Source organism: Nocardia sp. NPDC006982 (assembly GCF_042869435.1).
In the GTDB taxonomy this organism is placed as follows: domain Bacteria; phylum Actinomycetota; class Actinomycetes; order Mycobacteriales; family Mycobacteriaceae; genus Nocardia.
Window position 1 is genome coordinate 1 of sequence record NZ_JBIAFV010000017.1, and the last position, 20,577, is coordinate 20,577.

General features: G+C 66.1%; 23 protein-coding genes and 1 tRNA gene. 9 read left to right on the forward strand and 15 right to left on the reverse strand.

Annotated elements, in window-relative coordinates:
• Positions 1-271: 271 nt before the first annotated feature.
• From ACFYOW_RS40005 to ACFYOW_RS40015, 3 genes are read right to left on the reverse strand one after another with little or no spacing between them, the layout of a single operon-like run.
• Positions 272-544: a hypothetical protein gene (locus ACFYOW_RS40005; RefSeq protein ID WP_387295663.1), complete on the reverse strand. Its 273-nt coding sequence runs from the start codon at positions 542-544 to the stop codon at positions 272-274.
• Positions 541-690: a hypothetical protein gene (locus ACFYOW_RS40010; RefSeq protein WP_387295665.1), complete on the reverse strand. Its 150-nt coding sequence runs from the start codon at positions 688-690 to the stop codon at positions 541-543. Before ACFYOW_RS40010 ends, ACFYOW_RS40005 begins: the two co-directional genes overlap by 4 nt.
• Positions 687-1,043: a hypothetical protein gene (locus tag ACFYOW_RS40015; protein ID WP_387295667.1), complete on the reverse strand. Its 357-nt coding sequence runs from the start codon at positions 1,041-1,043 to the stop codon at positions 687-689. The genes ACFYOW_RS40010 and ACFYOW_RS40015 overlap by 4 nt, the downstream gene beginning before the upstream one ends.
• 212 nt (positions 1,044-1,255) lie before the next feature.
• Between ACFYOW_RS40015 and ACFYOW_RS40020 the strand changes: the two genes are divergently transcribed.
• Positions 1,256-2,020 carry a multiprotein-bridging factor 1 family protein gene (locus ACFYOW_RS40020; protein ID WP_387295669.1) on the forward strand — a complete coding sequence of 255 codons (765 nt, stop codon included), beginning with the start codon at positions 1,256-1,258 and terminating at the stop codon, positions 2,018-2,020.
• A 6-nt stretch (positions 2,021-2,026) separates the two neighbouring features.
• Here the strand turns inward: ACFYOW_RS40020 and ACFYOW_RS40025 are convergent, their stop codons facing one another.
• Complete coding sequence (locus ACFYOW_RS40025; protein WP_387295671.1) at positions 2,027-2,164, reverse strand: hypothetical protein; 138 nt, start codon at positions 2,162-2,164, stop codon at positions 2,027-2,029.
• Between the two features lie 167 nt (positions 2,165-2,331).
• Here ACFYOW_RS40025 and ACFYOW_RS40030 point away from each other — a divergent pair, with 167 nt between their 5' ends.
• Positions 2,332-2,478, forward strand: a complete 147-nt coding sequence (locus tag ACFYOW_RS40030) for a hypothetical protein (RefSeq protein WP_387295673.1) — start codon at positions 2,332-2,334, stop codon at positions 2,476-2,478.
• Entirely contained in the window at positions 2,475-2,765 is a 291-nt protein-coding gene (locus ACFYOW_RS40035) for a tyrosine-type recombinase/integrase (RefSeq protein WP_387295675.1), read from the forward strand. The genes ACFYOW_RS40030 and ACFYOW_RS40035 overlap by 4 nt, the downstream gene beginning before the upstream one ends.
• A 1-nt stretch (position 2,766) precedes the next feature.
• Here ACFYOW_RS40035 and ACFYOW_RS40040 read toward each other — a convergent pair.
• From ACFYOW_RS40040 to ACFYOW_RS40050, 3 genes are all read right to left on the reverse strand, one after another.
• Positions 2,767-2,854 (reverse strand) — tRNA-Ser (locus ACFYOW_RS40040).
• Positions 2,855-2,915: 61 nt separating this feature from the next.
• Positions 2,916-3,350, reverse strand: a complete 435-nt coding sequence (locus ACFYOW_RS40045; protein ID WP_387295924.1) for a nucleoside deaminase — start codon at positions 3,348-3,350, stop codon at positions 2,916-2,918.
• 28 nt (positions 3,351-3,378) lie between these two features.
• Positions 3,379-3,918, reverse strand: a complete 540-nt coding sequence (locus tag ACFYOW_RS40050; protein WP_387295677.1) for a tRNA adenosine deaminase-associated protein — start codon at positions 3,916-3,918, stop codon at positions 3,379-3,381.
• A gap of 57 nt (positions 3,919-3,975) precedes the next feature.
• Between ACFYOW_RS40050 and ACFYOW_RS40055 the strand changes: the two genes are divergently transcribed.
• On the forward strand, positions 3,976-4,926 hold the full coding sequence (locus ACFYOW_RS40055; protein ID WP_387295679.1) for a prephenate dehydrogenase: 951 nt from the start codon (positions 3,976-3,978) through the stop codon (positions 4,924-4,926).
• Positions 4,927-5,305: 379 nt separating this feature from the next.
• Here the strand turns inward: ACFYOW_RS40055 and ACFYOW_RS40060 are convergent, their stop codons facing one another.
• From ACFYOW_RS40060 to ACFYOW_RS40080, 5 genes are all read right to left on the reverse strand, one after another.
• Positions 5,306-5,821 (reverse strand): putative glycolipid-binding domain-containing protein, encoded by a 516-nt coding sequence (locus ACFYOW_RS40060; protein ID WP_387295926.1) that lies wholly within the window; start codon positions 5,819-5,821, stop codon positions 5,306-5,308.
• 126 nt (positions 5,822-5,947) lie between these two features.
• Positions 5,948-7,918 (reverse strand): ABC transporter ATP-binding protein, encoded by a 1,971-nt coding sequence (locus ACFYOW_RS40065; protein WP_387295681.1) that lies wholly within the window; start codon positions 7,916-7,918, stop codon positions 5,948-5,950.
• A complete protein-coding gene (locus ACFYOW_RS40070; protein ID WP_387295683.1) occupies positions 7,915-9,735 on the reverse strand; it encodes an ABC transporter ATP-binding protein in 1,821 nt (606 codons plus the stop codon). The genes ACFYOW_RS40065 and ACFYOW_RS40070 overlap by 4 nt, the downstream gene beginning before the upstream one ends.
• Before the next feature lie 262 nt (positions 9,736-9,997).
• Positions 9,998-11,917 (reverse strand): long-chain-fatty-acid--AMP ligase FadD32, encoded by a 1,920-nt coding sequence (fadD32, locus tag ACFYOW_RS40075; RefSeq protein ID WP_387295685.1) that lies wholly within the window; start codon positions 11,915-11,917, stop codon positions 9,998-10,000.
• A 107-nt stretch (positions 11,918-12,024) separates the two neighbouring features.
• Positions 12,025-13,275: a KasA/KasB family beta-ketoacyl-ACP synthase gene (locus ACFYOW_RS40080; RefSeq protein ID WP_387295687.1), complete on the reverse strand. Its 1,251-nt coding sequence runs from the start codon at positions 13,273-13,275 to the stop codon at positions 12,025-12,027.
• 239 nt (positions 13,276-13,514) lie between these two features.
• Between ACFYOW_RS40080 and ACFYOW_RS40085 the strand changes: the two genes are divergently transcribed.
• From ACFYOW_RS40085 to ACFYOW_RS40095, 3 genes are all read left to right on the forward strand, one after another.
• On the forward strand, positions 13,515-14,669 hold the full coding sequence (locus ACFYOW_RS40085; RefSeq protein ID WP_387295689.1) for a DNA cytosine methyltransferase: 1,155 nt from the start codon (positions 13,515-13,517) through the stop codon (positions 14,667-14,669).
• Positions 14,670-14,682: 13 nt separating this feature from the next.
• On the forward strand, positions 14,683-15,105 hold the full coding sequence (locus tag ACFYOW_RS40090; RefSeq protein WP_387295691.1) for a very short patch repair endonuclease: 423 nt from the start codon (positions 14,683-14,685) through the stop codon (positions 15,103-15,105).
• Between the two features lie 294 nt (positions 15,106-15,399).
• On the forward strand, positions 15,400-16,110 hold the full coding sequence (locus tag ACFYOW_RS40095; protein WP_387295693.1) for a DUF998 domain-containing protein: 711 nt from the start codon (positions 15,400-15,402) through the stop codon (positions 16,108-16,110).
• On the opposite strand, the gene ACFYOW_RS40100 is transcribed toward ACFYOW_RS40095, so the two are convergent.
• Positions 16,107-17,675, reverse strand: a complete 1,569-nt coding sequence (locus tag ACFYOW_RS40100) for an esterase-like activity of phytase family protein (RefSeq protein ID WP_387295695.1) — start codon at positions 17,673-17,675, stop codon at positions 16,107-16,109. The two genes, ACFYOW_RS40095 and ACFYOW_RS40100, sit on opposite strands and share 4 nt — an antisense overlap.
• A gap of 71 nt (positions 17,676-17,746) precedes the next feature.
• Here ACFYOW_RS40100 and ACFYOW_RS40105 point away from each other — a divergent pair, with 71 nt between their 5' ends.
• The gene (locus tag ACFYOW_RS40105; RefSeq protein ID WP_387295697.1) at positions 17,747-18,157 is read left to right on the forward strand and encodes a RidA family protein; all 411 of its coding nucleotides are present in this window, start codon (positions 17,747-17,749) and stop codon (positions 18,155-18,157) included.
• 10 nt (positions 18,158-18,167) lie between these two features.
• Positions 18,168-18,896 carry a maleylpyruvate isomerase family mycothiol-dependent enzyme gene (locus tag ACFYOW_RS40110; protein ID WP_387295699.1) on the forward strand — a complete coding sequence of 243 codons (729 nt, stop codon included), beginning with the start codon at positions 18,168-18,170 and terminating at the stop codon, positions 18,894-18,896.
• Positions 18,897-18,950: 54 nt separating this feature from the next.
• Here the strand turns inward: ACFYOW_RS40110 and ACFYOW_RS40115 are convergent, their stop codons facing one another.
• Together ACFYOW_RS40115 and ACFYOW_RS40120 are read right to left on the reverse strand one after the other, a co-directional pair.
• Positions 18,951-19,394, reverse strand: a complete 444-nt coding sequence (locus ACFYOW_RS40115; RefSeq protein ID WP_387295701.1) for a hypothetical protein — start codon at positions 19,392-19,394, stop codon at positions 18,951-18,953.
• Positions 19,391-20,563, reverse strand: a complete 1,173-nt coding sequence (locus tag ACFYOW_RS40120; RefSeq protein WP_387295928.1) for a molybdopterin-dependent oxidoreductase — start codon at positions 20,561-20,563, stop codon at positions 19,391-19,393. The genes ACFYOW_RS40115 and ACFYOW_RS40120 overlap by 4 nt, the downstream gene beginning before the upstream one ends.
• Positions 20,564-20,577 lie beyond the last annotated feature (14 nt).

A 20,577-nucleotide genomic window follows, 5' to 3' on the forward strand; every position in this document is an offset into this window, starting at 1 on the left:
TCGAGGCCCGCGTAGTGATCGGCGATTTCAAGGTCGATCACAACCGGCGGCACCGGCATTCGGCGCTGGGCTACCTGACCCCGGCCGAGTACGCTACGGCCTGCACCTGCACCCACCACCCGGTGGCCTGCGGGACCAACTGAACACGGAACGAAATCACCTGGACTCAATTCCGGGTGGTCTCGTCATCGGGGACCGCTCAAACCCTTTCCGCCCGCTGGCCCGAGGCTCAAACAACGGTCTACCTGCGAAAACACATGCCTGTAATTCACTACAGATCACCCTGTCTTAGAGCAAGTTGCGCCCAAAATGTGCCTGCAAATCGCAGGGCTGCGCCGGAGGAGTCCAAGTTGGACTCACCGGATTTCGTCAGGAACCGCTCGACATGATCGAGCGACCCGAACATCGGAGATTGACCATCAGGTGTGTACAGCTCCCAGCCGTACGGGGGACGGGGATTACGGCGCAGCCCGTACCCCCGTTCCTCCGCCATGGCACTGACTTTCTCAAGCTGGTCGACGATCGAGGAGTTGTCATCGGTCACTGGTCCTCGCCTTCAGCCCATTCGCGGACCGCGCTCACAAAGCGCTCCATCAACTCGGCTGGCAGCAGATCGACCGGAATCGGCGGTCCGACGAACGGGATCCGTTGCGGCAAGGCGGGGTCGTCGGACTCGACGATCTCGCTCATCGAACGGTCCTGACGTCAGGGGTGACGTGTCCGGCGTCGACCAGCGTCCAGAACGCCATGTGCTTCGCGGCGCACCGATCGGTGCCACATTCGCGGTGCCGCTGCATTTCGGCGTGCGCCTGCTCCGAGGTGTAGCCCTCAGCCGGGGCACGGTGCGATGGCTCCAATTGCCATGAGTCGGTGCGCAATGATCCTTGGTCCGCAATGCGTTCCAGGATCTCGGCCGCCGCTACCGCGCCATCGGGTACCGCATCGTCGCGATCGAGTAGCCAGGGAAGAAAAACGAACAGCAGCCAGCCGAGCAGCAGTACAGCCGCAATGGTGACAAGGGTGGCGATGAGTTTCGCGGTCATGGGCGTGCCGCCTTGGTGTGTGTCGTACGTGTCGGAAAGGGAAAGCCCAACGCGCCGAACGCCTTCGGGGGAGAACCCTCGGCACGTCGGGGCATCTACGAGCGTGTTCCTGGCAGGCGTGACCGCGCGGCGTCGCGACTGACGTCCAATCGGCACCCACAAGGGCGACATTTGGGTGTCATTTTCTCGGAGCAAGGTCTATCGTGGCCGACATGACCGCACCGAATACCGCCCTACGCGCCGCGCGGATGGGTCGGTTGATGTCCCAAGACGATCTCGCACGCGCACTGCGCGAGATCGGATGTAGCAGCGCCAACAAACGCCTCGTGCAGCGCTGGGAGTCCGGCACCACCCGCACCCCCCGCCCATCGCACGCCAGCGCACTCGAACGAGTCCTCGGGTTGCCGATCGAGCACCTCGGATTCGCGATGGCGCATGTGACCGACGATGGCCACGGCGGACACGACGTCGAGCCATCGGAGCCGGTCCGTCTCCAGCGCCCGAGCACCACGCCGCGACCGCGCCCCAATCCCGGTAATTACTCGGGCATCTGGCTGTCGCATTACGAGTACTACAGCTCGGGCCGGAAACAGACCTTCGGCACCGGGCACTACGTCGTCATCCTGCAGCACGGTGACCACCTCACCGTGCGGAGCCTGCCCGGCTCGGCGCCATCGGTCATGAGCATGGAACTCGATGTCGACGGCGGTGTCGCGACCGGTACGTGGACCGAGGACACCGATCCGCGCGGCTACTACCGGGGAGCCCGGTACAACGGGGCTATCCAACTACTGATCGAACCGACCGGGCACCGCTTGGTTGGCAAGTGGATCGGGTACGGCAAGAACTTCGACATCAATTCAGGGCCTTGGGAATTCGTGCTCCAAGACGCGTCGACGAGCAAGGCAACGATCGAGAAGTACGACCATCCGCCGGACTTCGATCGCGTGCCGCCGTTCGAGCCCGGCACCGAATAGCCGTCCTTAGCCCAGTGCCGCGACCTCCGCCAAGGTGTCGCGCTGGTCGAGCTTCTGTTCGATTGCCCGCCCAGCATGGACGAGGTTCCCGCACTCGCCGATCGAGTAATGCCCGGTCACGATGGGCTCACCGTAGAGCGGCATAGCCTTATGGTCCCGTGCCTTGCCTGCTGGGTCCGCGCTGGGGCGAGATGATCGCGTTGCGAGTGCGGGATATCGACTTTGTTCGTCGACGTATCACGGTGGCGGACAACGCGGTACAGCTCGGGTCGATCATGCCGAGGGGCAGACCAAGGGTAAGGAGATGCGCAGTGCCCGTCCCACGCTTCCTGTGGTCCATGCTCGCCGAGCACGTGAAGGGGCGGCGGCCGGACGCGCTTGTGTTTCCGCACCCCGACGACCCGGCGCGGTACCTGCCCGTCCGAAGACATCCGATGGTCGGTTCACCGGTGCCGTGAAAAAGTCGAAGGTGCAGCCGATTACGCCGCACGACCTACGGCACACCTGCGCGAGTCTCACGATCTCCGAGGGCGGGAATGTGCTCGCTCTCGCTGGGCTGCTCGGCCACAAGGACACCAAGGAGACGTTGAACACCTACACGGACTTGTTCGATGACGACCTGGACAAGCTCGCGAACGCGGCGTACGCGCCGAAGGATTGTGGGCAATTGTGGGCACGACGGACGATCACGCGTTCTGCGGGCAAGAAAAAGCCTCCCACCTGGCGATTCAGGTGGGAGGCGTAAGCGGTGGCGGAGGGATTTGAACCCTCGGAGGGGGGTTACCCCTCACACGCTTTCGAGGCGTGCTCCTTAGGCCGCTCGGACACGCCACCGCCGACAACCATACCGGACGGGGGGCGGATCGCTAAATCGGCTGTAGCGGGGGTGAAGGAGTCAGCGTTGGGCGCGGAAGAAGGCGTCGAGAAGGGCTGCGCATTCCGCTTCTAGGATGCCGCCGCGGACTTGCGGGCGGTGATTGAGACGGCGGTCCCGAACCACGTCCCAAAGGGAGCCGACGGCACCGGTTTTCGGTTCCCAGGCGCCGAAGACCAGGCGGCCGACGCGGGCGAGCACCAGTGCGCCCGCGCACATGGTGCACGGCTCCAGGGTTACCGCGAGCGTGCAGCCTTCCAGGCGCCAACCGTCGCCGACGACGGCGGCGGCGCGGCGCAGGGCGAGGATCTCGGCGTGCGCGGTCGGGTCGCCGAGGGCCTCCCTGGCATTGGCCGCGCGCGCGAGCTCACGGCCGTCGGCATCGAAGACGACGGCACCGACCGGTACGTCGCGATCACCCGCATCGGCTGCGGCGGCGATCGCCACGCGAACCATGTCGGTGTCGTCGGTGAGCAGGCTCACGTCAGCGCGGCAGCTTGTCCAGCACGGCCGTGAGTTCGTTGGCGAAGCCGAGCCGCTGGGCGATCATGCCGAGCTGCTCGTCCGGATAGAGATCGGTCTCGGCGAGGATCACGCTGAGCACGGGTTCGGGCAGGCCGAGGTCGGCGAGGACGCCGAGGTCGCCCTCCTCCCACGGCTCGATATCGTCGAGTTCGTCGGGATCGATGTCCGGAATTTCGATATTGAGGGCCTCGAGGACATCGGCGGCGATGTCGTAGTCGATCGCGGCCGTCGCATCCGAGACCAGCATCCGGGTACCGCTCGGCGCGGGCCGGAGCACGATGAAGAACTCGTCATCGATATCCAGCAATCCGAACACCGCACCGGAACTGCGCAATGCTTTGAGTTCTGTTTCCGCCGCGGACAAATCGGTGAGCGCGGCCTGACTCAGCGGACTACACCGCCATTGTCCTTCTTCGCGGACAACCGCCACTGCGAACCCTTCCACGTCGTCGTAATCATCCGACGCAGCCTTGTTCGTGCCCGAGCGCTGTGCTGCCATGCCGCAACGGTAGTCGGCTCGAGCCGAAATGTTGAAGTCGTATGCGAATCTGTTCCGATGACTCCTGACCAGAAAGCACCGGTGTGTGTCCTCGGGACAGGCTTGATCGGCGGTTCGCTGCTGCGCGCCGCGGTCGGCGCGGGCTATGACGCGTGGGGTTACAACAGGTCAGAGGCGGGTGGGCAGGCCGCGCGAGCGGACGGATTCGATGTCACCGGGGATCTGCTCGGGGTGCTGACCCGGGCCGCGGATACCGACGCGCTGATCGTCGTCTCGGTGCCGATGCCCGCGGTGGACCACATCCTCGCCGAGGTGGCCACCTTCGCGCCGCGCTGCTCGCTCACCGATGTGGTGAGCGTCAAGGCGCCGGTGGCCGAGGCGGTGCGTCGGCACGGGCTCGCGGCTCGTTATGTCGGCGGGCACCCGATGGCCGGCACCTCCGAATCCGGTTGGGCGGCTACCGATCCCGGACTGTTCCGTGCTGCGGTGTGGGCGGTCGGCGTGGATGAGGGCACCCATCCGGAACCGTGGCTTCGGGTGGTGCGCTTGGCGCTGGCCTGCGGTGCGGTGGTCGCCCCGGTGGTCGCGGACGAGCACGATCGGGCGGTGGCCCGGATCTCCCATCTGCCGCATGTCCTGGCCGAGGCGCTTGCGGTGGCCGGTGCGGCGGGCGGCGAGCTGGCGCTCGGACTGGCCGCGGGTTCGTTCCGTGACGGCACCCGAGTCGCCGCCACCGCCCCCGACCTGGTCCGCGCCATCTGCGAACCGAACGCCACCGCCCTGCTGGATGTGCTGGAGGAGACGCTCACCGTGCTCGGCGCGGCGCGCGACAGCCTCCGCGACGAAGGCACCCTGGTCGACCTCGTCGAAGCCGGGCACGACGGCCGTGAACGCTATGCAACCGCCCAGCGCTGGGAGATCACCGACATCCGCCCCGGCGACCACAACTGGCTGGAGGCGCTGCGCGAGGCGGGCCAACGTGGCGGGGTGATCACCCAGCTGGACTGATCGCAACGCGAGGGGCCGAACACCGAGGAGACAGCATCATCGAGTCGCTCGCGACCACTGCGCAGGGAATCACCGTCCGCCCCGGACTCGAGTGTTTGCGGCAAGCAGGCCGACGTGGCCGGGTGCTCGCGACCCGCACGCGCCACGATGCGTGCCACGCATTCGCCCGGCGTCCGTGCGGGGCGCGAAATGTGCGCGGCGCCGCGACAGCAATTCCCGCGTGCAGGTGCGAGGCAGCGGGTCGAATGCGCGACGCGGCGGGGTGCTCACGAAGCTGGGAGCGACCCGCACGCACCAGGCTGCGTGCCACGCATTCGCCCGGCGGATCCGTGCGCGGCGCCGCAGCAGCAATTGCCGCGTGACGGTGCGAGGCAGCGGGTCAAATGCGCTCGGCGAGACCCGGGTAGTCGAGGAGGAAGCCGTCGGCGTCGACGGTGACGGTGGCGCTGGAGACGGGAGAAAGCACGCTGATGCCGGTGGCGCCGCTGCTGTAGGTGAGGCTGGCTTCCTGGACCAGGAGGTCGGGCAGGCGGACGTAGACGACCGGGACCTGGATGTTGTCGACGCCGTTCTGCAGGGCGAAGCGGCGGATGGGGAGGGTGTTGAAGAACGGGCTGAGTACGACGTCGACGTCGAGGGCACCTGCGAAGGTGGAGCGGACGTGGCCGCCGCCGGCGTCGACGAGCCAGTAGTTCTCCTCGTCCCTGGCGATCGAGGCCTGGCGTTCCCCGGCAGCGGTGGTGCTGCGCAGGGACAGCCGCTTCGTGATGCCGTTCTCGTCGGTGACCAGGTCATACGACGCACTGAACGCGGGATGGTCGGCGCATTCGCCGCCGATCATGCGACCGGCGGCGCGGATGCGGTTGCCATTGAGCGTCACGCGGACGGACTCCATCCGTGACGCGTTGTGCGCGCGCCATGTGAGGATCGCCGGCCACCGCGATGTCGCCGGTTGGCTGTCGGGGCCGAGGTCTGGGTTCGTCACGTATCTACCGTAAGCGACGCAGGCCCCGTGCCCGCATCACACCAGCGACTCTCGCCATGCCGCGTGCAGGCCGGCGAAACGGCCGGTGCCCTCGATGAGCTCGCTCGGCGTGCCGTCCTCGACGATCCGGCCCGATTCCAGCACCAGCACGCGGTCGGCGATGGCGACCGTGGAGAGCCGGTGCGCGATGATCACGGCGGTGCGGTCGCGCAGCACCGTCTCCAGCGCGCGCTGGATCTGCCGCTCGCTCGGAATGTCCAGACTGGAGGTCGCCTCGTCCAGCACGATCACCGCCGGATCCGCGAGGAAAACCCTGGCGAACGCGACCAACTGCCGTTGCCCCGCCGACAATCGCCCACCGCGTTTGCGCACATCGGTGTCGAAGCCCTCGGGCAGCGCGGTGACGAATTCATACAGCCCGACCGCGCGCGCCGCCGCGAACACCTCCGCATCACTGGCCTCCGGCCGGCCGAGCCGAATATTGTCGGCCACCGATCCGGAGAACAGATACGACTCCTGCGTGACCATCACGACATTGCGCCGCAGATCCGCATCGGACAACCGCCGCAGGTCGATACCGTCCAAGGTCACCGTGCCGCCCGACGGGTCGTAGAACCGCGTCAACAACTTGGCCAACGTGGACTTGCCCGCACCGGTGGCACCGACCAGTGCGATCACCTGCCCGGCCGGAATCTGCAACGAGAACTCCGGCAATACCGGACGCGCTCGACCGCTCGGCGGCACCGCACCAGAGCCATCCGGCACGACACCCGCAACACTGCGCGCGGCGGAATCCACGAGCACGGCATCGCCCTCCGACGACTCGGGCACCCCTGGAGATCCGTAGCCGAACCACACTCGGTCCATCCGCACGGCACCGGTCGCCTTCGCCAATGTGATCGGCTCGTCCGGTTCCCGAACCGAGGGTTCCTCCTCGAGCACACCGGAGATCTTCTCCAGCGCGGCCGCCGCGGACTGGTAGGCATTGAATACCTGGGCGAGCTCATCGAGGGGACCGTAGAACTCGTTGAGGTACAACAGGTATGCCGCGAGGACGCCGACGGCGAGGTTGCCCTCGATCACCTGCCAGGCGCCGACCACGATGACGATCACCGTGGTCAGATTGCCGAGCAGGCGGGTGAGACCGGCATAGTCGCCCATGCCGCGCATCGCCGCGGTGGTGGCCCGGAAGTATTCGGCGTCCTCGGTTGCCAGCACCGATTCGTTGCGGGTCTCGCGACGGAAGGCCTGTACCGCGCGCATGCCGCCCATCGACTCCACGAACTGCACGACCACTTTCGCGATGGCGCCGCGGGTGCGCCGGTAGCCCGCTCGCTGCCTGCGCTGCGCCCAGCGGGTGACCAGCGCCAACGGCACGAATCCGAGCAGCACGATCGCGGCGAGCGTCTGATCGAGGTAGATCAGCAGCACCGCGATGGTCAGCACCGAAAGGATCGCGCTCAGTGCCTGATTCAGCGCGCTCTCCAGCAGCTGCTGCAGAGTTTCGATGTCACCGGTCAGTCGTGCGACGACCTTGCCGGAGGTGTACTGCTCGTGGAAGGCCACGCTGAGCCGCTGCATATGGGCGAACAGCCGGACCCGCAGATCGAAAAGCACACTCTGGCTGAGCCTTCCGGAGATCCGCAGGAAGACGAAGGTGGTAAAGACACCGACGCCGACCGCGCAGAGGTAACCCGCGACGGTGCGTGCCAAGGGCGCCCAGTTCCCCGCGGCCCCCTCGGCGATGCCGACGTCGAGCCCGTGCGCGACGAACAGCGGCGCCGACACCATCGCGGCATTGTCGAGCACGATCAGCAGCAGGGCGAAGACCGCGAGTTTGCGGTACGGCCGGACCAGGCTCAGCAGCAGGCGCCGAGATCGACCGGCCAGCACGAGATTTCCGGTCTCGGTGACCGCCTTGTCCTCGTTGGCGATGCCGCGCCAGTCGGCGACCTCGTCGCGGTCGGCCGAATCGGCGGCGGGGACGGTGGTTTCGGTGGTGGTCATGATTCACCTCCCATCAGCTCGCGGTAGCGACTGCTGGTTTTGAGTAGTTGATCGTGAGCGCCTTCGGCGACGATCCGGCCGTCGGTGAGCAGTGCCACCCGGTCGGCCAGTGCCGCGGTCGAAGGTCGGTGCGCCACAAGCAATGTGGTGGCACCGGCCAGTACTGTGCGCAGCCGTTCCTGGACGCGCTCCTCGGTCTCCACATCGAGTGCGGACAGCGGGTCGTCGAGCACCATGATCCGAGTCCGCTCCCCCGCGCTTGCTCGCGCGAGCACCGCGCGGGCCAGAGCCAGCCGCTGGCGCTGACCGCCGGACAGGCTCAGCCCCTGCTCACCGATTCGGGTATCCAGTCCCCACGGCAGGTCGTTCACGAAATCGGTGGCCTGGGCGACATCCAGCGCGCGCCGCACATCGTCGTCGGTGGCCTCCGGATCGCCGAGCGCTACGTTTTCCCGCACACTCGCCGAGAACAGCACCGGCTCCTCGAATGCCACCGAGACCAGCGAACGCAGATCGGACACCCGCATCGACGCGATATCGATGCCGTCGATGGTGATGGCGCCGTCGGTCACGTCGTAGAGCCGCGGAATCAGGTTGAGCAACGCCGTTTTGCCGCTACCGGTCGCGCCGACCAGCGCCACCGTCTCACCCGGCCGCACCTTCAGCGAAATATCTTGCAGCACTTCACCTTTTGCGTCCGGAAAAGCGAAACGCACACCGTGCATCGTCAGTTCGCCGACGATGCGCTTCGGCAGTGCCACCGGATCCGCCGGATCGGTGATTTCGACGGGGGTGTCGATGATCTCCCAGAACCGGTCCGCCGCCGTGCGCGCATCGTTCAACTCGGCGAGCAGGAAGCCGGTCCAGATGATCGGCCACTGCAGGAAGGTCGCCAGCGTGATGCTCGCGACCAGCGTGCCGAGCGTCATCATCTCGTGCGCGACGGCGTAACCGCCGTAGCCGAGCGCGAATGCGATGGCCAGTTGCGGCAGGCACACCATCGCCGACCAGAGCGTGGCATCCAGCCGCACCTTGAGCAGTTCGGTCTGCTGCAGTTCCCGTGACTGCGCGGTGAACCGCCCGCCGAAGAACGCACCGCGACCGAATGCCTTCAGCACCCGGACGCCCTGCGCGGACTCCTCGGCAGTGGTGGCCAAGTCACCGGCCTGATCTTGCGAGCGCCGCGAGGCCACGCCATAGCGCCGCTCGAATCGCACGCAGACGTAGGACAGCGGGATCGCGAGGACCGCGAAGGTCAGCCCGATCTGCCAGCTCAGCGCGAACAGCACCACCAGACCGATCGGAATCACGATGAAGTGGATGATCAGGAACGGCCCCGCGAATGCGACGAACCGCTTCATAGTGCCCATATCGTCGACCGCGCGGGAGAGCAATTGGCCGGACTCCCAGGAATCGTGGCGTCCGATCGAGAGCGTCTGCAGTTTGCGGAAGATCTTGGCGCGCATCTCGATCTCGAACTGGGCCGCGGGCTTCGCGATCAGCCACCGCCGACCCCATACGCCGCACGCCTCCAGCAGACCGAGCGACAGCACAAGCAGCACCGGAAACACGATGCCGCCGAAATCGCGCCGCTGGATCGGGCCGTCGATAATCCGCGCGATGACCAGCGGAATCATGATCGCCGTCAGGGTGGCGAGCACCGCGAGCGTGGTGGCCCCGAGCAGCGTGAACCGATGCGGCCGCAGATACGGCCAGAACCGGCGAAGCGATTGCAGGCGGCCCGGCGCCGCGGCGGCCGGCCGCTCCGGTCTGTCGACCTCCGTGTCGGCCAACGGCGTATCGAGCGTGACGGACAAAGCTCCCCCTCGTGATCGTCTTGGATTGGCTGTGTCGCGAACGGATCCCGGGTGATGTTCGCATCGGGGTCCGACATTTCAGCGTGGCATCAGTCCCGAGATCGGCCAACCGATTTTCCGCCACGTCCACAGCCAACAACCTCGAGTAACCTCGAGGTCAAGAACCCCGCAACACCCCCGAACGCACCGCACACGACATCGGCGCCCGGATGCCCGGGCGCCGATTGCCGCTACTTCAATTCTACCGTCGTATAACCCGAGATCAGACGGTCACATCCTCCGAATCAACCGGCGCGTCCGGGAAGTCCTGCTGCTGATAGCCGCCGCGCAATGTGCCCTCCAAATACGCGGTGCGGCAGGCGCGCCGGGCGATCTTGCCACTGGACGTGCGCGGAATCGAGCCCGCCGGAACCAGCAGCAGATCGCGCACCGTGACGCCGTGGCGCTGTGCGATCGCGCCGCGCACGATATCGGCGATCGGCTGCGGATCCAGCTTCGCCGCACCGGTGCCGCGCTCGGCCACGATCACCAACTGTTCCGAGGTGTCATCGGCATCGAAGGCGAGGCCGGAATGGCTGCCCTGTTCGAATACCGATGCGGGCAATTGATTCGCGGGCACCGAGAATGCCGCGACGAATCCGGGCCGCAGTGCGGTGTCGGATTCCTGCGCCGAGAATTCCAGATCCTGCGGGTAGTGGTTACGACCGTCGACGATCACCAGATCCTTCACCCGGCCGGTGATATACAGCTCGCCGTCCAGGTAGACACCGAAGTCGCCGGTGCGCATCCACTTCGCGTCCGGATCGGTGCCCTGTGCGTGGCTGCCCTCCGATAGTCGCTGCGCCAAGATGTTGTGGAAGATCGCGACGGTTTCATCCGGCCGACCCCAGTATCCGATGCCCATATTGTCGCCGTGCAGCCAGATTTCGCCGACTTCGCCGTTACCGCGCTCGATGCCGGTTTCCGGATCGACGATCACCGCCCACTGCGATAGCGCCACATAACCGCAGGACACCTGTGCGATCGAATTCTCCGTGCCCTTCGGCACTTCCACCATCCGCCCGGCGTTGAGCTCATTGCGATCGACGTAGACGACCTTCGCCTCGTCGGTGGCCCTGGTCGCCGAAACGAATAGCGTTGCCTCGGCCATGCCGTAGCAGGGCTTCAGCGCGGTCTTCGGCAGACCGTACGGCGCGAATGCATCGTTGAATTTCTGCATCGACGACACCGAAACCGGCTCGCTGCCGTTGATCAGCCCGATCACATTCGAAAGATCCAGTTCCTCATCGGCTTTCGGCTTGCCGCGGGCCGCCGCATGTTCGTATGCGAAATTCGGTGCGGCCGCGAAAGTTCCGGCGCCGTCGGAGGCGGCGGCCAGTTCCTTGATCCAGCGATACGGCCGCCGCACGAAAGCGCTCGGCGACATGATCGTGATGAATCCGCCGCCGATGGTCGGCAGGATCACCGACAGCAGACCCATATCGTGGAACAGCGGCAGCCAGGTTACGCCACGGGAATTCTCTTGTACCCCAATGGCATCGATCATTTGCAGCAAATTGGTGCCGACCCCGCGGTGGGTGATCTCGACACCGGCCGGGGTCCTCGTGGAGCCGGAGGTGTACTGCAGATAGGCGACGCTGTCGATATTTATTTCCGGTCGCACCCAGCTCGAGCCGACGCTGTCCGGAATCGCGTTCACCGCGATAATCCGCGGACGCTGGGCCGCCGGGAGGTACCGGAAAAAGTTCCGAACACCCGCGGCGGCCGAACCGACGGTCAGAATCGCCGATGGTTTGCAGTCATTGAGCACCGCGTGCAGGCGATCGGTGTGGCCCTGCTCATCCGGATCGAACAGCGGCACCGCGATATTGCCCGCGTAAACCGCCGCGAAGATCGAGACGACGTAGTCCAGCCCCTGCGGGGCCAGCACCGCCACCCGATCACCCTGCCGAGTCACCTGCTGCAGCCTGGCCGCGACGGCCCGCAGCCGCACGCCGAATTGATGCCAGGTCAATTCGATGTACTCGCCGTCACGCTCGCGCGAGTAGTCGATGTAGCGGTAGGCGAGCTCGTCGCCGTTCTCCGCGCTGTGCTTGTCGACGAAGTCGATCAGGGTCTTGTCGCCACGGATTTTGATATTGCCCTGATCGTCCAAATAGTCGTCAAAGGTCTCGTCGATCATCGCCTTATCCTTTTGCCAACGCAGGCACTCAGGCCGTGCGATTACACCGAACACAGGTCGATAACGAAGTGTCGGGAAGGCTAGCAGGTGCGCCTTCCCGACTTGGCTCAGTACCGCCCGAAAGCGATCGCGACGTTGTGCCCGCCGAAACCGAACGAGTTGTTCACGGCGTAGTCGATTCGTCCGGGTCGGGCCTCGCCCTTGACCACATCGAGCTCGATTTCTGGATCCTGATTATCCAGATTCAGCGTCGGCGGAACGATGCTGTCGCGCACCGAGAGCACCGTCAGCACCGATTCCAGGGCGCCGACCGCACCGATCGAATGGCCCAGTGCGGATTTCGGCGCGTAGACCGAAACATGGTCGCCCACGGCGGCATTGATGGCCTGCGCCTCGGCGGTATCGCCGATCGGGGTCGCGGTCGCGTGCGCATTGACATGGCCGACATCGCTTTTGCTGATACCGGCCTTCTGCATCGCCCTGGTCATCGCCCGCGCGGCGCCCTTGCCCTCGACATCGGGTGCGACCAAATGGAAGGCGTCGGAAGTGATCCCGGCACCCATCAGACGCGCGTGAATGGTCGCGCCGCGCGCCTTGGCGTGCTCCTCGGTTTCGATGACCATCATCGCGCCCGCCTCACCGAAGACGAATCCGTCGCGATCCTTGTCGAACGGTCGCGAGGCGGCCCTCGGGTCCTCGTTGCGGGTGCTCATGGCGCGCATCATGGTGAATGCCGCGATCGGCACGGCCTGGATGGAACCCTCGACCCCGCCGGCGACCACCATGTCGGCATCGCCCATCACGATCATCTGCCAGGCATTGGCGATCGCCTCCGAACCCGACGAGCAGGCCGAGACCGGTGTCACCACACCCGCTTTCGCACCGAGTTCCAGGCCGACGCAGGCGGCCGCGCCGTTGGGCATGATGCGCTGCACGGTCAGCGGCGACACCTTGCGGTAGCCGCCGTTCTGCAGCCGGTCGCGCGCGTAGGTGATGAATTCGCCGCCGCCGAGGCCGGTACCGATGGCGACGCCGAGGCGGTTCTTGTCCACCTCCGGACTGCCCGCATTGCGCCAGACCTCACGGGCCAGCACCACGGCCATCTGCTCCACATACGACAGGTGCAGTGACTCCTGCCTGGTGAGGCAATCCGCCGGCTTCACCTTCAGATGTCCGCCGATGCGTACGGGTAGCTCGAACTGCTCGATAAAGCTGTCCTCGAGGACATCGATGCCACTCTCGCCGTTGAGCAGGCCCTTCCAGGTGGAGTCGACATCACCGGCGATCGAAGTGGTCGCCGCCAGACTGGTCACGACAACGTTGGGATAGTTTCCGTTCTTGGTGGACGGAATCTGCATTTCGCTCACTTTCCTGGCGTCACTCTTGGGATAAACCGGGAACTGCGCGTGGAAGGTCATCGAACGACCGAGCAAACCGTGATTCGACCGTGAGCATTGCTCGGGGCATCCGGTCGGATCGGGTGCTCGACACATTACCGTGGCGGTCGCTGGTCGTCGCATTCGATGCTCGAGTAACCTGCTGAGCGGATACGCAGCGCTGGTGGTTCCGAGCGATCCGCGAGCAACCGCGAGAAGGGATGACTGTGACGGGCGGGCGGATGGTCGGGCTGTTCGCCGGTATCGGCGGGCTGGAGCTCGGCCTCGGGCGCCACGGCTGGCACACCGAGCTGCTGTGCGAGATCGATCCCGGTGCGCGGGCGGTGCTGGCCGCGCGCTTTCCCGGGATTCCGTTGCAGGGGGACATCACTCGGCTGCGTGCCCTGCCCGCCGGGACCGAGCTGGTCGCCGCCGGATTTCCCTGCCAGGACCTGTCGCAGGCCGGACGCACCGCGGGCATCACAGGTAAGCGCTCGGGTCTGGTGGACGAGGTGTTCCGGCTGGTGCGCCGTCAGCGTGGACCGCGCTGGCTGTTGATCGAGAATGTGCCGTTCATGCTGCAGTTGGGTCGCGGGGCCGCCATGCGGCACATCACGAGCGCGCTGGAGGAGCTCGGCTACACCTGGGCATACCGGTTGGTGGACGCGCGCGCGTTCGGGCTGCCACAGCGCCGTCAGCGGGTGCTGATGCTGGCTTCGCGCACCGAGGATCCGCGTCGGGTGCTGTTCGGCGACGATGCCGGACCGCTCGATCTCGGTGACCCGGAACAGGATCCGTGCGGCTTCTACTGGACCGAGGGGGTGCGCGGGCTCGGCTGGGCGGTGAATGCGATCCCGACGCTCAAAGGCGGTTCGGCACTGGGGATCGCGAGTCCGCCCGCGGTGCGGTTGCCCTCGGGCGAGCTCGTCACGCCGGGCATCGTCGACGGCGAGCGGCTGCAAGGCTTCGACGCCGACTGGACCGAACCGGCGACCACTGCGCCCGGAATTCGGCACGGACACCGATGGAAGCTGATCGGGAATGCGGTGAGCGTGCGGATGGCGTCCTGGGTCGGCGCGCGGCTGGCCGAGCCACTCGACCCGATTCCCGGCGATGAGCCGTTGCCGCCGGGGCGGCCGTGGCCGGTCGCCGCGTGGGGTCGCGCGGGTAACGCCTATCGGGTGCCGGTTTCGACGTGGCCGGTGCACGAGCCGTACGAAGACCTGCAGCATTTCCTCACCGATTCACGACTGCTCTCGGCGCGTGCCACCGCCGGTTTCCTGCGGCGCACCGGAATGGGCAATCTACGGTTCCCGCCCGGATTTCTGGCCGATGTGGAAAGTCATCTCGATCGGATGGGCGGCTGGGCGGCATGAGGTTCGGTACGTCATGAACCCGGCTCGGCATCCGCTCACCGACGCCGCGACCAGTGCGCGGATGGCCCGTCAGCGGCGGACCGGAACCCGGCCCGAACTCGCGCTGCGCCGGGAATTGCATCGGCGCGGACTGCGCTATTTCGTCGATCGGGCGCCGTTGCGCGGGCAGCGTCGGCGGGCGGATCTGGTTTTTCCCCGGCTGCGCGTCGCGGTGTATGTGGACGGATGTTTCTGGCATCGGTGCCCGCAGCACGCGACCGATCCGAAGAACAACGCGCAGTGGTGGGCGGACAAATTGAGCGGAAATGTAGCCCGTGACCGGGCCACCGATGCGGCGCTGGCGGCCCAGGGATGGCTGGTGATCCGTGTATGGGAACACGAGGACGCCATTGTGGCGGCGGACCGGATCCAGACCGTATTGGCCGCGAGACGCTAGCTGAATCGTTGGAGCGACCAGCAGTCGCTAGCGGCGTTCCCGCACCCGGACCAGCGAGCGCGGCGCGTGCGCGGCCAGGTAGCCCGACACCGCCATTACCGTCAGCACCAGCATCCCGGCGATGGCCGTTGTGATTCCGATCATGGGGACCTCCTCAGTTCTACCAACCATCGCCGACGGACCTGACAGAACCCTGTGTTCGAGTTGGTAATGAGGTGTGTGGAAGACCGGTCGGTGCGGACACACGCACCTACTGTTGATCACCGGACCAACGAGGAGGCGGAGAATGGCCCAGTGACTGATAGCCGGAGGCTCGCCGAACGACACGTCCGGGTGGCCTGCGGGCTCATCGCGGTCGCGATCGCGATCGCCGGACTCTGCTATTCGTCGTGGTTGCTCGAGTTCGTGCTGAAGATCGACGTCGATCCGGTCAACTCGTTCCTCAGCGAACTCGATGCCGTCGGCAAACCGCATCGCGAGTTGTTCGCGACCGCCGACAAGATCGTCGGCGCGTTGCTGATGCCTGCCGCGATCGCCGGGCTGCTGTTGTTTCCGCGCCGCAGATTCACCACCATCGGCTGGATCGCGCTGTTCTGCTTCGGCGCCGCGACCATCGGCGACGTGCTGCTCCCGCTGCGCGATTGCACCCCGCAGGACAACGCCGAATGCGGCGGCGGTGGCAGCGAACTGTTCCCGCAATTGCATCAGCCGCACGCGCTGACCAGCACCATCGCGGTCACCGCCATCGCCATCGCGACCTTCGCGTTCAGCGTGGCCGCCTTCCGATATCACCGCTGGCGGATCCTGCGCGAGGCCGGCGTGGTGGTGCTGGTGATCGGGTCGGCGGCGACCGTGTGGATGTTGGTCGCCGACAACCTGACCGGCAATTACGCGCTCGGTGTCGCCCAGCGGATCCAGGTCGGATCGATGTCGCTGTGGCTGATCACGTTGGCGGCCGCGGTGATTCTGGAAGGCCGCGAGTGGGTCGAGAGTGATTCGAGTTAGTCGATCTCGAGCTCGACCGTGTGGGTGTCGAGTTTCGCGGGCAATTTGGTGGTGTCCACCTCGAGGATTTCGCCGGTGTCCTGCAGGCCGTTGGGCAGCGTCTTGGGTTTCAGGCCGAAGGGTGGCTGCTCGCCCTTGCTGGCGGCAAGGCCGAAATCGCTGTCGTTGGCGATGTAGAGGGTCTTACCGCCGTCGAGCGTCGCGACGCCCTCGATCTTGTCGTGACCGAAGAACTTGCCGTCGGCGTTCAGGCTCGTGACAAGGGCGGCGAAGTCCAGGTTCGAGGTCTTCGCGGCGGGGGTGACGCCCACTTTCTTCAGCGCCGCGGTCGCGTCATTCGTCGAGACGGCGCCGACCAATGTTTCCAGCGGCTTGCCCTCGATCTGGAGGCCGCCGCGTTCCGGATCGTATTGTGCGCCCGGAACCTTCGAGTCCGGACCGACGTCGGTGGCACCGGAGATATCGATGGTCCACAGCTTCTTATCGGCCTTCGGAGGCAGGTTGCCGTCGCGTTCGTCGACCAGGAAAGTGGTGGCGCTCAGCGCGGTGATCTCGGAGTCGGCGACCTTGGTGGTCTTCGGATCCTGCAGCGGGAGGACGAATTCCTTGACCGCCTTGGTTTTCAGGTCGACGGTGACGATGCGGGTCATCGCCACGTCTTTGGCCGAACCGCCGAGGCCGGGAGTATTCAAGCCGCTCTGCACGACGCCGACGAGGGTGCTGCCGTCAGGGGTGATGGTCAGGCCCTCCATGCCCTGATTCGGGGTGCGCAGCGAAAGTTCCTTGGGCAGACCGGATCCCGGGGCGAATCGCTCCAGTTCGCCGCCCTTGGCGTCGAAATGCACCAGGAACGGGCCGTATTCGTCGGAGACCCAGAAGGTTCCGTCGGGCAGGGCGACCAGCCCCTCCGGGTCGAGGCCATGGTCGGTGGGCGGCAGGACATTTCCGGCGAGGTCCTTGATGGTTTCGCCGGTACTCGCGGCGACATCGACCTGGCCGTTGAACGGGGTGCCGTTGGCGGTGTGCAGATCGATCGTGGATTGCAGGACCGCGCGATTGCCGACCAACTTGAATCGACCGATCTTCGGCACGAAACCCGGTGTGGGGGTGAGCTTCTCGTTTTTACCGGGACCGTCCACGTTGGGGCCGCGATCGGTGAGTCCGTAGAACTCGCCCGCTGCGCCGGGCACCGGGGTCCATGCGGAGCCGTAACCGCTGGCCTGCACGGTGGTGCCGCCGAATTCGCCGAGCGGCGGAACGTCGGTGGTGTACAGGCGAACCGCGTCGGTGGTGGTGACCTTCAGCTCGTCGGTGCCGGTGTAGCCCGCCTTCGGCTGGTAGACCAGTGCGCCGTCGAGGCGGCGGGTCAGCGTGCCGTGTTCCGGATCGGCGATCGTCACGGCGGCGGTGCCACCGGTGGCGGCCAGCAGGTCGTCCAGGGAGATCACCAGCGGCTGGTCCTTGGCCACGGTGAAGTCGGCCTTGGTATCCGAGGACGAGCAGCCTGCGGCCAGCACGCCCACACAGAGGACGGCGACCGCGGTGATACGAGGGTGCGCTTTCATCGTGTCTGCCTATCGCAGACAGCCGACAAAAGCCCTACGTCCGAATGACCAGTTGGTGTCATGCTGTCGCCATGGGTGATCGGATGAATATCGCGTCGGGGTCGGAGTTCGAGGATATCGTCGGCTACTCGCGGGCGGTTCGCGTCGGCAATACCGTCGCCGTCAGCGGCACCACGGCATCGCTGCCCGGTGGCAATGCGGTCGGCGGCGACGATATCGGCGAACAGACTCGAGAAGCACTGCGCCGCATCGGCACCGCGCTCACCGAGGCGGGTGCGAGCCTGGCCGATGTCGTTCGGACGCGGATCTTCGTCACCGACATCGCTCGCTGGCCCGAGGTCGCGAAGGCGCATGCCGAGGCATTCGGCGATATCCGTCCGGCCGCGTCGATGTACGAGATCAAGGCGCTGATCACGCCCGCGCTGCTGGTCGAGATCGAGGCGGACGCGATTTGTGCGACGGTTCCGGGTTCGGATCGCTAAGGTCGGTTCGGTGACCAGCGACGCGCCGGAGACCACCGTTCAGCTCGAAACCGTCGCCGCGGCGACGAACCGTCTGCTCGATACCATTCGCGGGCTCGACGATGACGTGACCGTGCCCTCGCTGCTGCCCGGGTGGACGCGGGGACATCTGCTCGCGCACCTCGCCCGCAATGCCGACAGCCTGGTCAATCTGCTGCTCTGGGCGCGGACCGGGATCGAGACACCGCAGTACGCCAGCATGTTCATTCGGGATGCCGATATCGAGGCGGGTGCGCCGCGGCCACTTGCCGAGCAGCTGGCCGATAACGAGGCGGCGGCGAATCGCTGGCTGGCGCTTGCGCAGTCCGCTCCCGAGGAGGCGTGGACTGCGACCGTTCGGACCAGGCAGGGGCGGGCTATTCCGGCGACCGAGGTCATTTGGATGCGGCTGCAAGAGGTGGAGATCCATCATGTCGATTTGGCGGCCGGTTACCAACCTGGTGACTGGCCAGAGGATTTCGTTGCTCGGCTGCTTCCGCGGGCCGCTGCCGATTTGACCAAGGGGATTGCAGCTGGGGCTGATCCTTCAGTTGCGTTCGAGGTGCGCAGCACTGATACGGACTTCACGGCGACTGTTGGGAGTGGTTCTCCTGACCACACCGTCCGCGGGCCCGCTTCTGCCTTGCTCGCGTGGCTGCTGGGTCGTTCCGATGGTGCCGAGCTCAGTGGCGCGCTGCCGACGCTTCCCTCGTGGAAATAGCGGCGCGAGGAGAGCACCTCGCTACGTTGCGGATCGGCGGCCGAGCTTCGTCTGTCACGGCGACCGGAGGCCCGGTATCTCGTTGTGTGCGCGGCCCCGGCGGGCCCGGCCGGCCACAGCGTGAGCGAGGAAAACCAGCGACCATACAAGGATCAACGTGACTGCCAGTCCGACGGAATAGTTGCGGTCCAGGACGGTGGGATTGCTCGGCATGCCCTCGCCACGGTCGAGGACCGGGAGGGCGATCAAGACCAGCGCGACCGAGCAGATGGCACCGCAGGCGGTGACGGCCCACCAGGTGCGCGGCAGCAGGTGGCGAGCGGTGAGTCCGACCGCGGCGCAGATCGGGGCGAAGACCGCATCGTGCAAGAGGATTCCGCCCGCGAACCAGATCGCGACCGAGTCGAGATCTGTTGGGGGTAGATCGAACAACGCGCTGATGCCGTACCAGCCGAGCCAGCTGCCGACGAGGAGCAGCAGTATGCGGGCCGCGATCATGGCAGCACCTCGATTTCGGACAGCCATTTCGTTTGCAGGACGCCGGGTCGGTTGGGTGCGATGAGACGGCATGGGTAGCCGTGGTCCAGATCGAGGGTTTCGCCATTGATCGTCAGGGCGACCAGGGTGCACTCGTCGACCGCATGACGTTGCGGCAGAATCGAACTCCCGTAAATGCCGGTTTGCTCCAGCGAGCGGAAGCGAATATCGCCACCGGAATAGTCGCCGACCGCCGCCAGCAAATCCAGCAGGCGCACCCCGGACCAGTCGGCTCCCGCGCTCCAGCCTTCGACGCAGGCAATCGGCAAGCCGGCCCGAGTCTGCGGCAGGGAAAGCAGTTCGTCCCTGGTGAACTGGCGCCGCCGATCGCCAATGGTGACGGTCAACCGGTACTCGGGATCACGGGCCCAATCACCAACCCCGGCTGCCGCAGCCGATCGGTTGACCGGAACGCCCTGTGGCCCGTGCCCACTGCGCGGCGCAAGCACGGCAGCCCAGCGCAGGAACGGAATCGTCTGCCCGGCAACGGCCAACCCCGCTGCGAGGGCAGCGACACCGGCACCTGTCAGCACCGCACGTCGCGAGAGATGCGGCCGCGTGCTGGTGTCGGCAGGCGGCTCGGTCGGGGATTCGACCAGCCGATGTTGCAGCGCGTCCCGGATGACGGGAAGTTTGACCGCCAGATGCACGGCCAGTGCGCCGACGGCGACGTAGGCCATGGCGTAGTGCGCGGTGGGGAAGAAGAACTTCCACGGGTAGTACTGGGCGATATTGAGAAGCCCGGTCGACAGCTGGAAGATCGTCGCGCCGACCAGGATCGCGATGGAGCCGCGTTCGAGGATTCGTAAAGCCGAACCGATGATCGGGCGGTGGAACAGTCTGGGGTACACCGCCCAGAGCTTCACCAGCAGCAGTGGGATCGCGGCGACACCCGAGATCACATGCGCGCCCTGGGTTACCCGATACAGCCAGACAGGATGGGCGGGCCACCAGAACCAGCTCGATGGATGCTGAATCCAGTGGCTGAGCAAACCGGTGCCGAAGCACAGCAATATCGCGCTGCCCAGCGCGATCCCCACACGACTCGCGACCGCGGGTCCGCGCGCGGATGTCACCCGTGGTCGCGGGGTAGTCGGGAAATTCACGCGAAATCGCGCCGACGATTCCATCCAGCTGCCGCGCT

Bases quoted from the DNA above. Each gene is read 5' to 3' on its own strand.
- ACFYOW_RS40020 (WP_387295669.1), top strand. From the start codon at position 1,256: ATGACCGCACCGAATACCGCCCTACGCGCCGCGCGGATGGGTCGGTTG.
- ACFYOW_RS40055 (WP_387295679.1), top strand. From the start codon at position 3,976: ATGACTCCTGACCAGAAAGCACCGGTGTGTGTCCTCGGGACAGGCTTG.
- ACFYOW_RS40085 (WP_387295689.1), top strand. From the start codon at position 13,515: ATGACTGTGACGGGCGGGCGGATGGTCGGGCTGTTCGCCGGTATCGGC.
- ACFYOW_RS40010 (WP_387295665.1), bottom strand. From the start codon at position 690: ATGAGCGAGATCGTCGAGTCCGACGACCCCGCCTTGCCGCAACGGATC.
- ACFYOW_RS40015 (WP_387295667.1), bottom strand. From the start codon at position 1,043: ATGACCGCGAAACTCATCGCCACCCTTGTCACCATTGCGGCTGTACTG.
- ACFYOW_RS40045 (WP_387295924.1), bottom strand. From the start codon at position 3,350: ATGGTTCGCGTGGCGATCGCCGCCGCAGCCGATGCGGGTGATCGCGAC.
- ACFYOW_RS40090 (WP_387295691.1), top strand. From the start codon at position 14,683: ATGAACCCGGCTCGGCATCCGCTCACCGACGCCGCGACCAGTGCGCGG.
- ACFYOW_RS40060 (WP_387295926.1), bottom strand. From the start codon at position 5,821: ATGGAGTCCGTCCGCGTGACGCTCAATGGCAACCGCATCCGCGCCGCC.
- ACFYOW_RS40105 (WP_387295697.1), top strand. From the start codon at position 17,747: ATGGGTGATCGGATGAATATCGCGTCGGGGTCGGAGTTCGAGGATATC.
- fadD32 (WP_387295685.1), bottom strand. From the start codon at position 11,917: ATGATCGACGAGACCTTTGACGACTATTTGGACGATCAGGGCAATATC.
- ACFYOW_RS40050 (WP_387295677.1), bottom strand. From the start codon at position 3,918: ATGGCAGCACAGCGCTCGGGCACGAACAAGGCTGCGTCGGATGATTAC.
- ACFYOW_RS40120 (WP_387295928.1), bottom strand. From the start codon at position 20,563: ATGGAATCGTCGGCGCGATTTCGCGTGAATTTCCCGACTACCCCGCGA.
- ACFYOW_RS40080 (WP_387295687.1), bottom strand. From the start codon at position 13,275: ATGCAGATTCCGTCCACCAAGAACGGAAACTATCCCAACGTTGTCGTG.
- ACFYOW_RS40100 (WP_387295695.1), bottom strand. From the start codon at position 17,675: ATGAAAGCGCACCCTCGTATCACCGCGGTCGCCGTCCTCTGTGTGGGC.
- ACFYOW_RS40025 (WP_387295671.1), bottom strand. From the start codon at position 2,164: ATGCCGCTCTACGGTGAGCCCATCGTGACCGGGCATTACTCGATCGGC.
- ACFYOW_RS40065 (WP_387295681.1), bottom strand. From the start codon at position 7,918: ATGACCACCACCGAAACCACCGTCCCCGCCGCCGATTCGGCCGACCGC.
- ACFYOW_RS40115 (WP_387295701.1), bottom strand. From the start codon at position 19,394: ATGATCGCGGCCCGCATACTGCTGCTCCTCGTCGGCAGCTGGCTCGGC.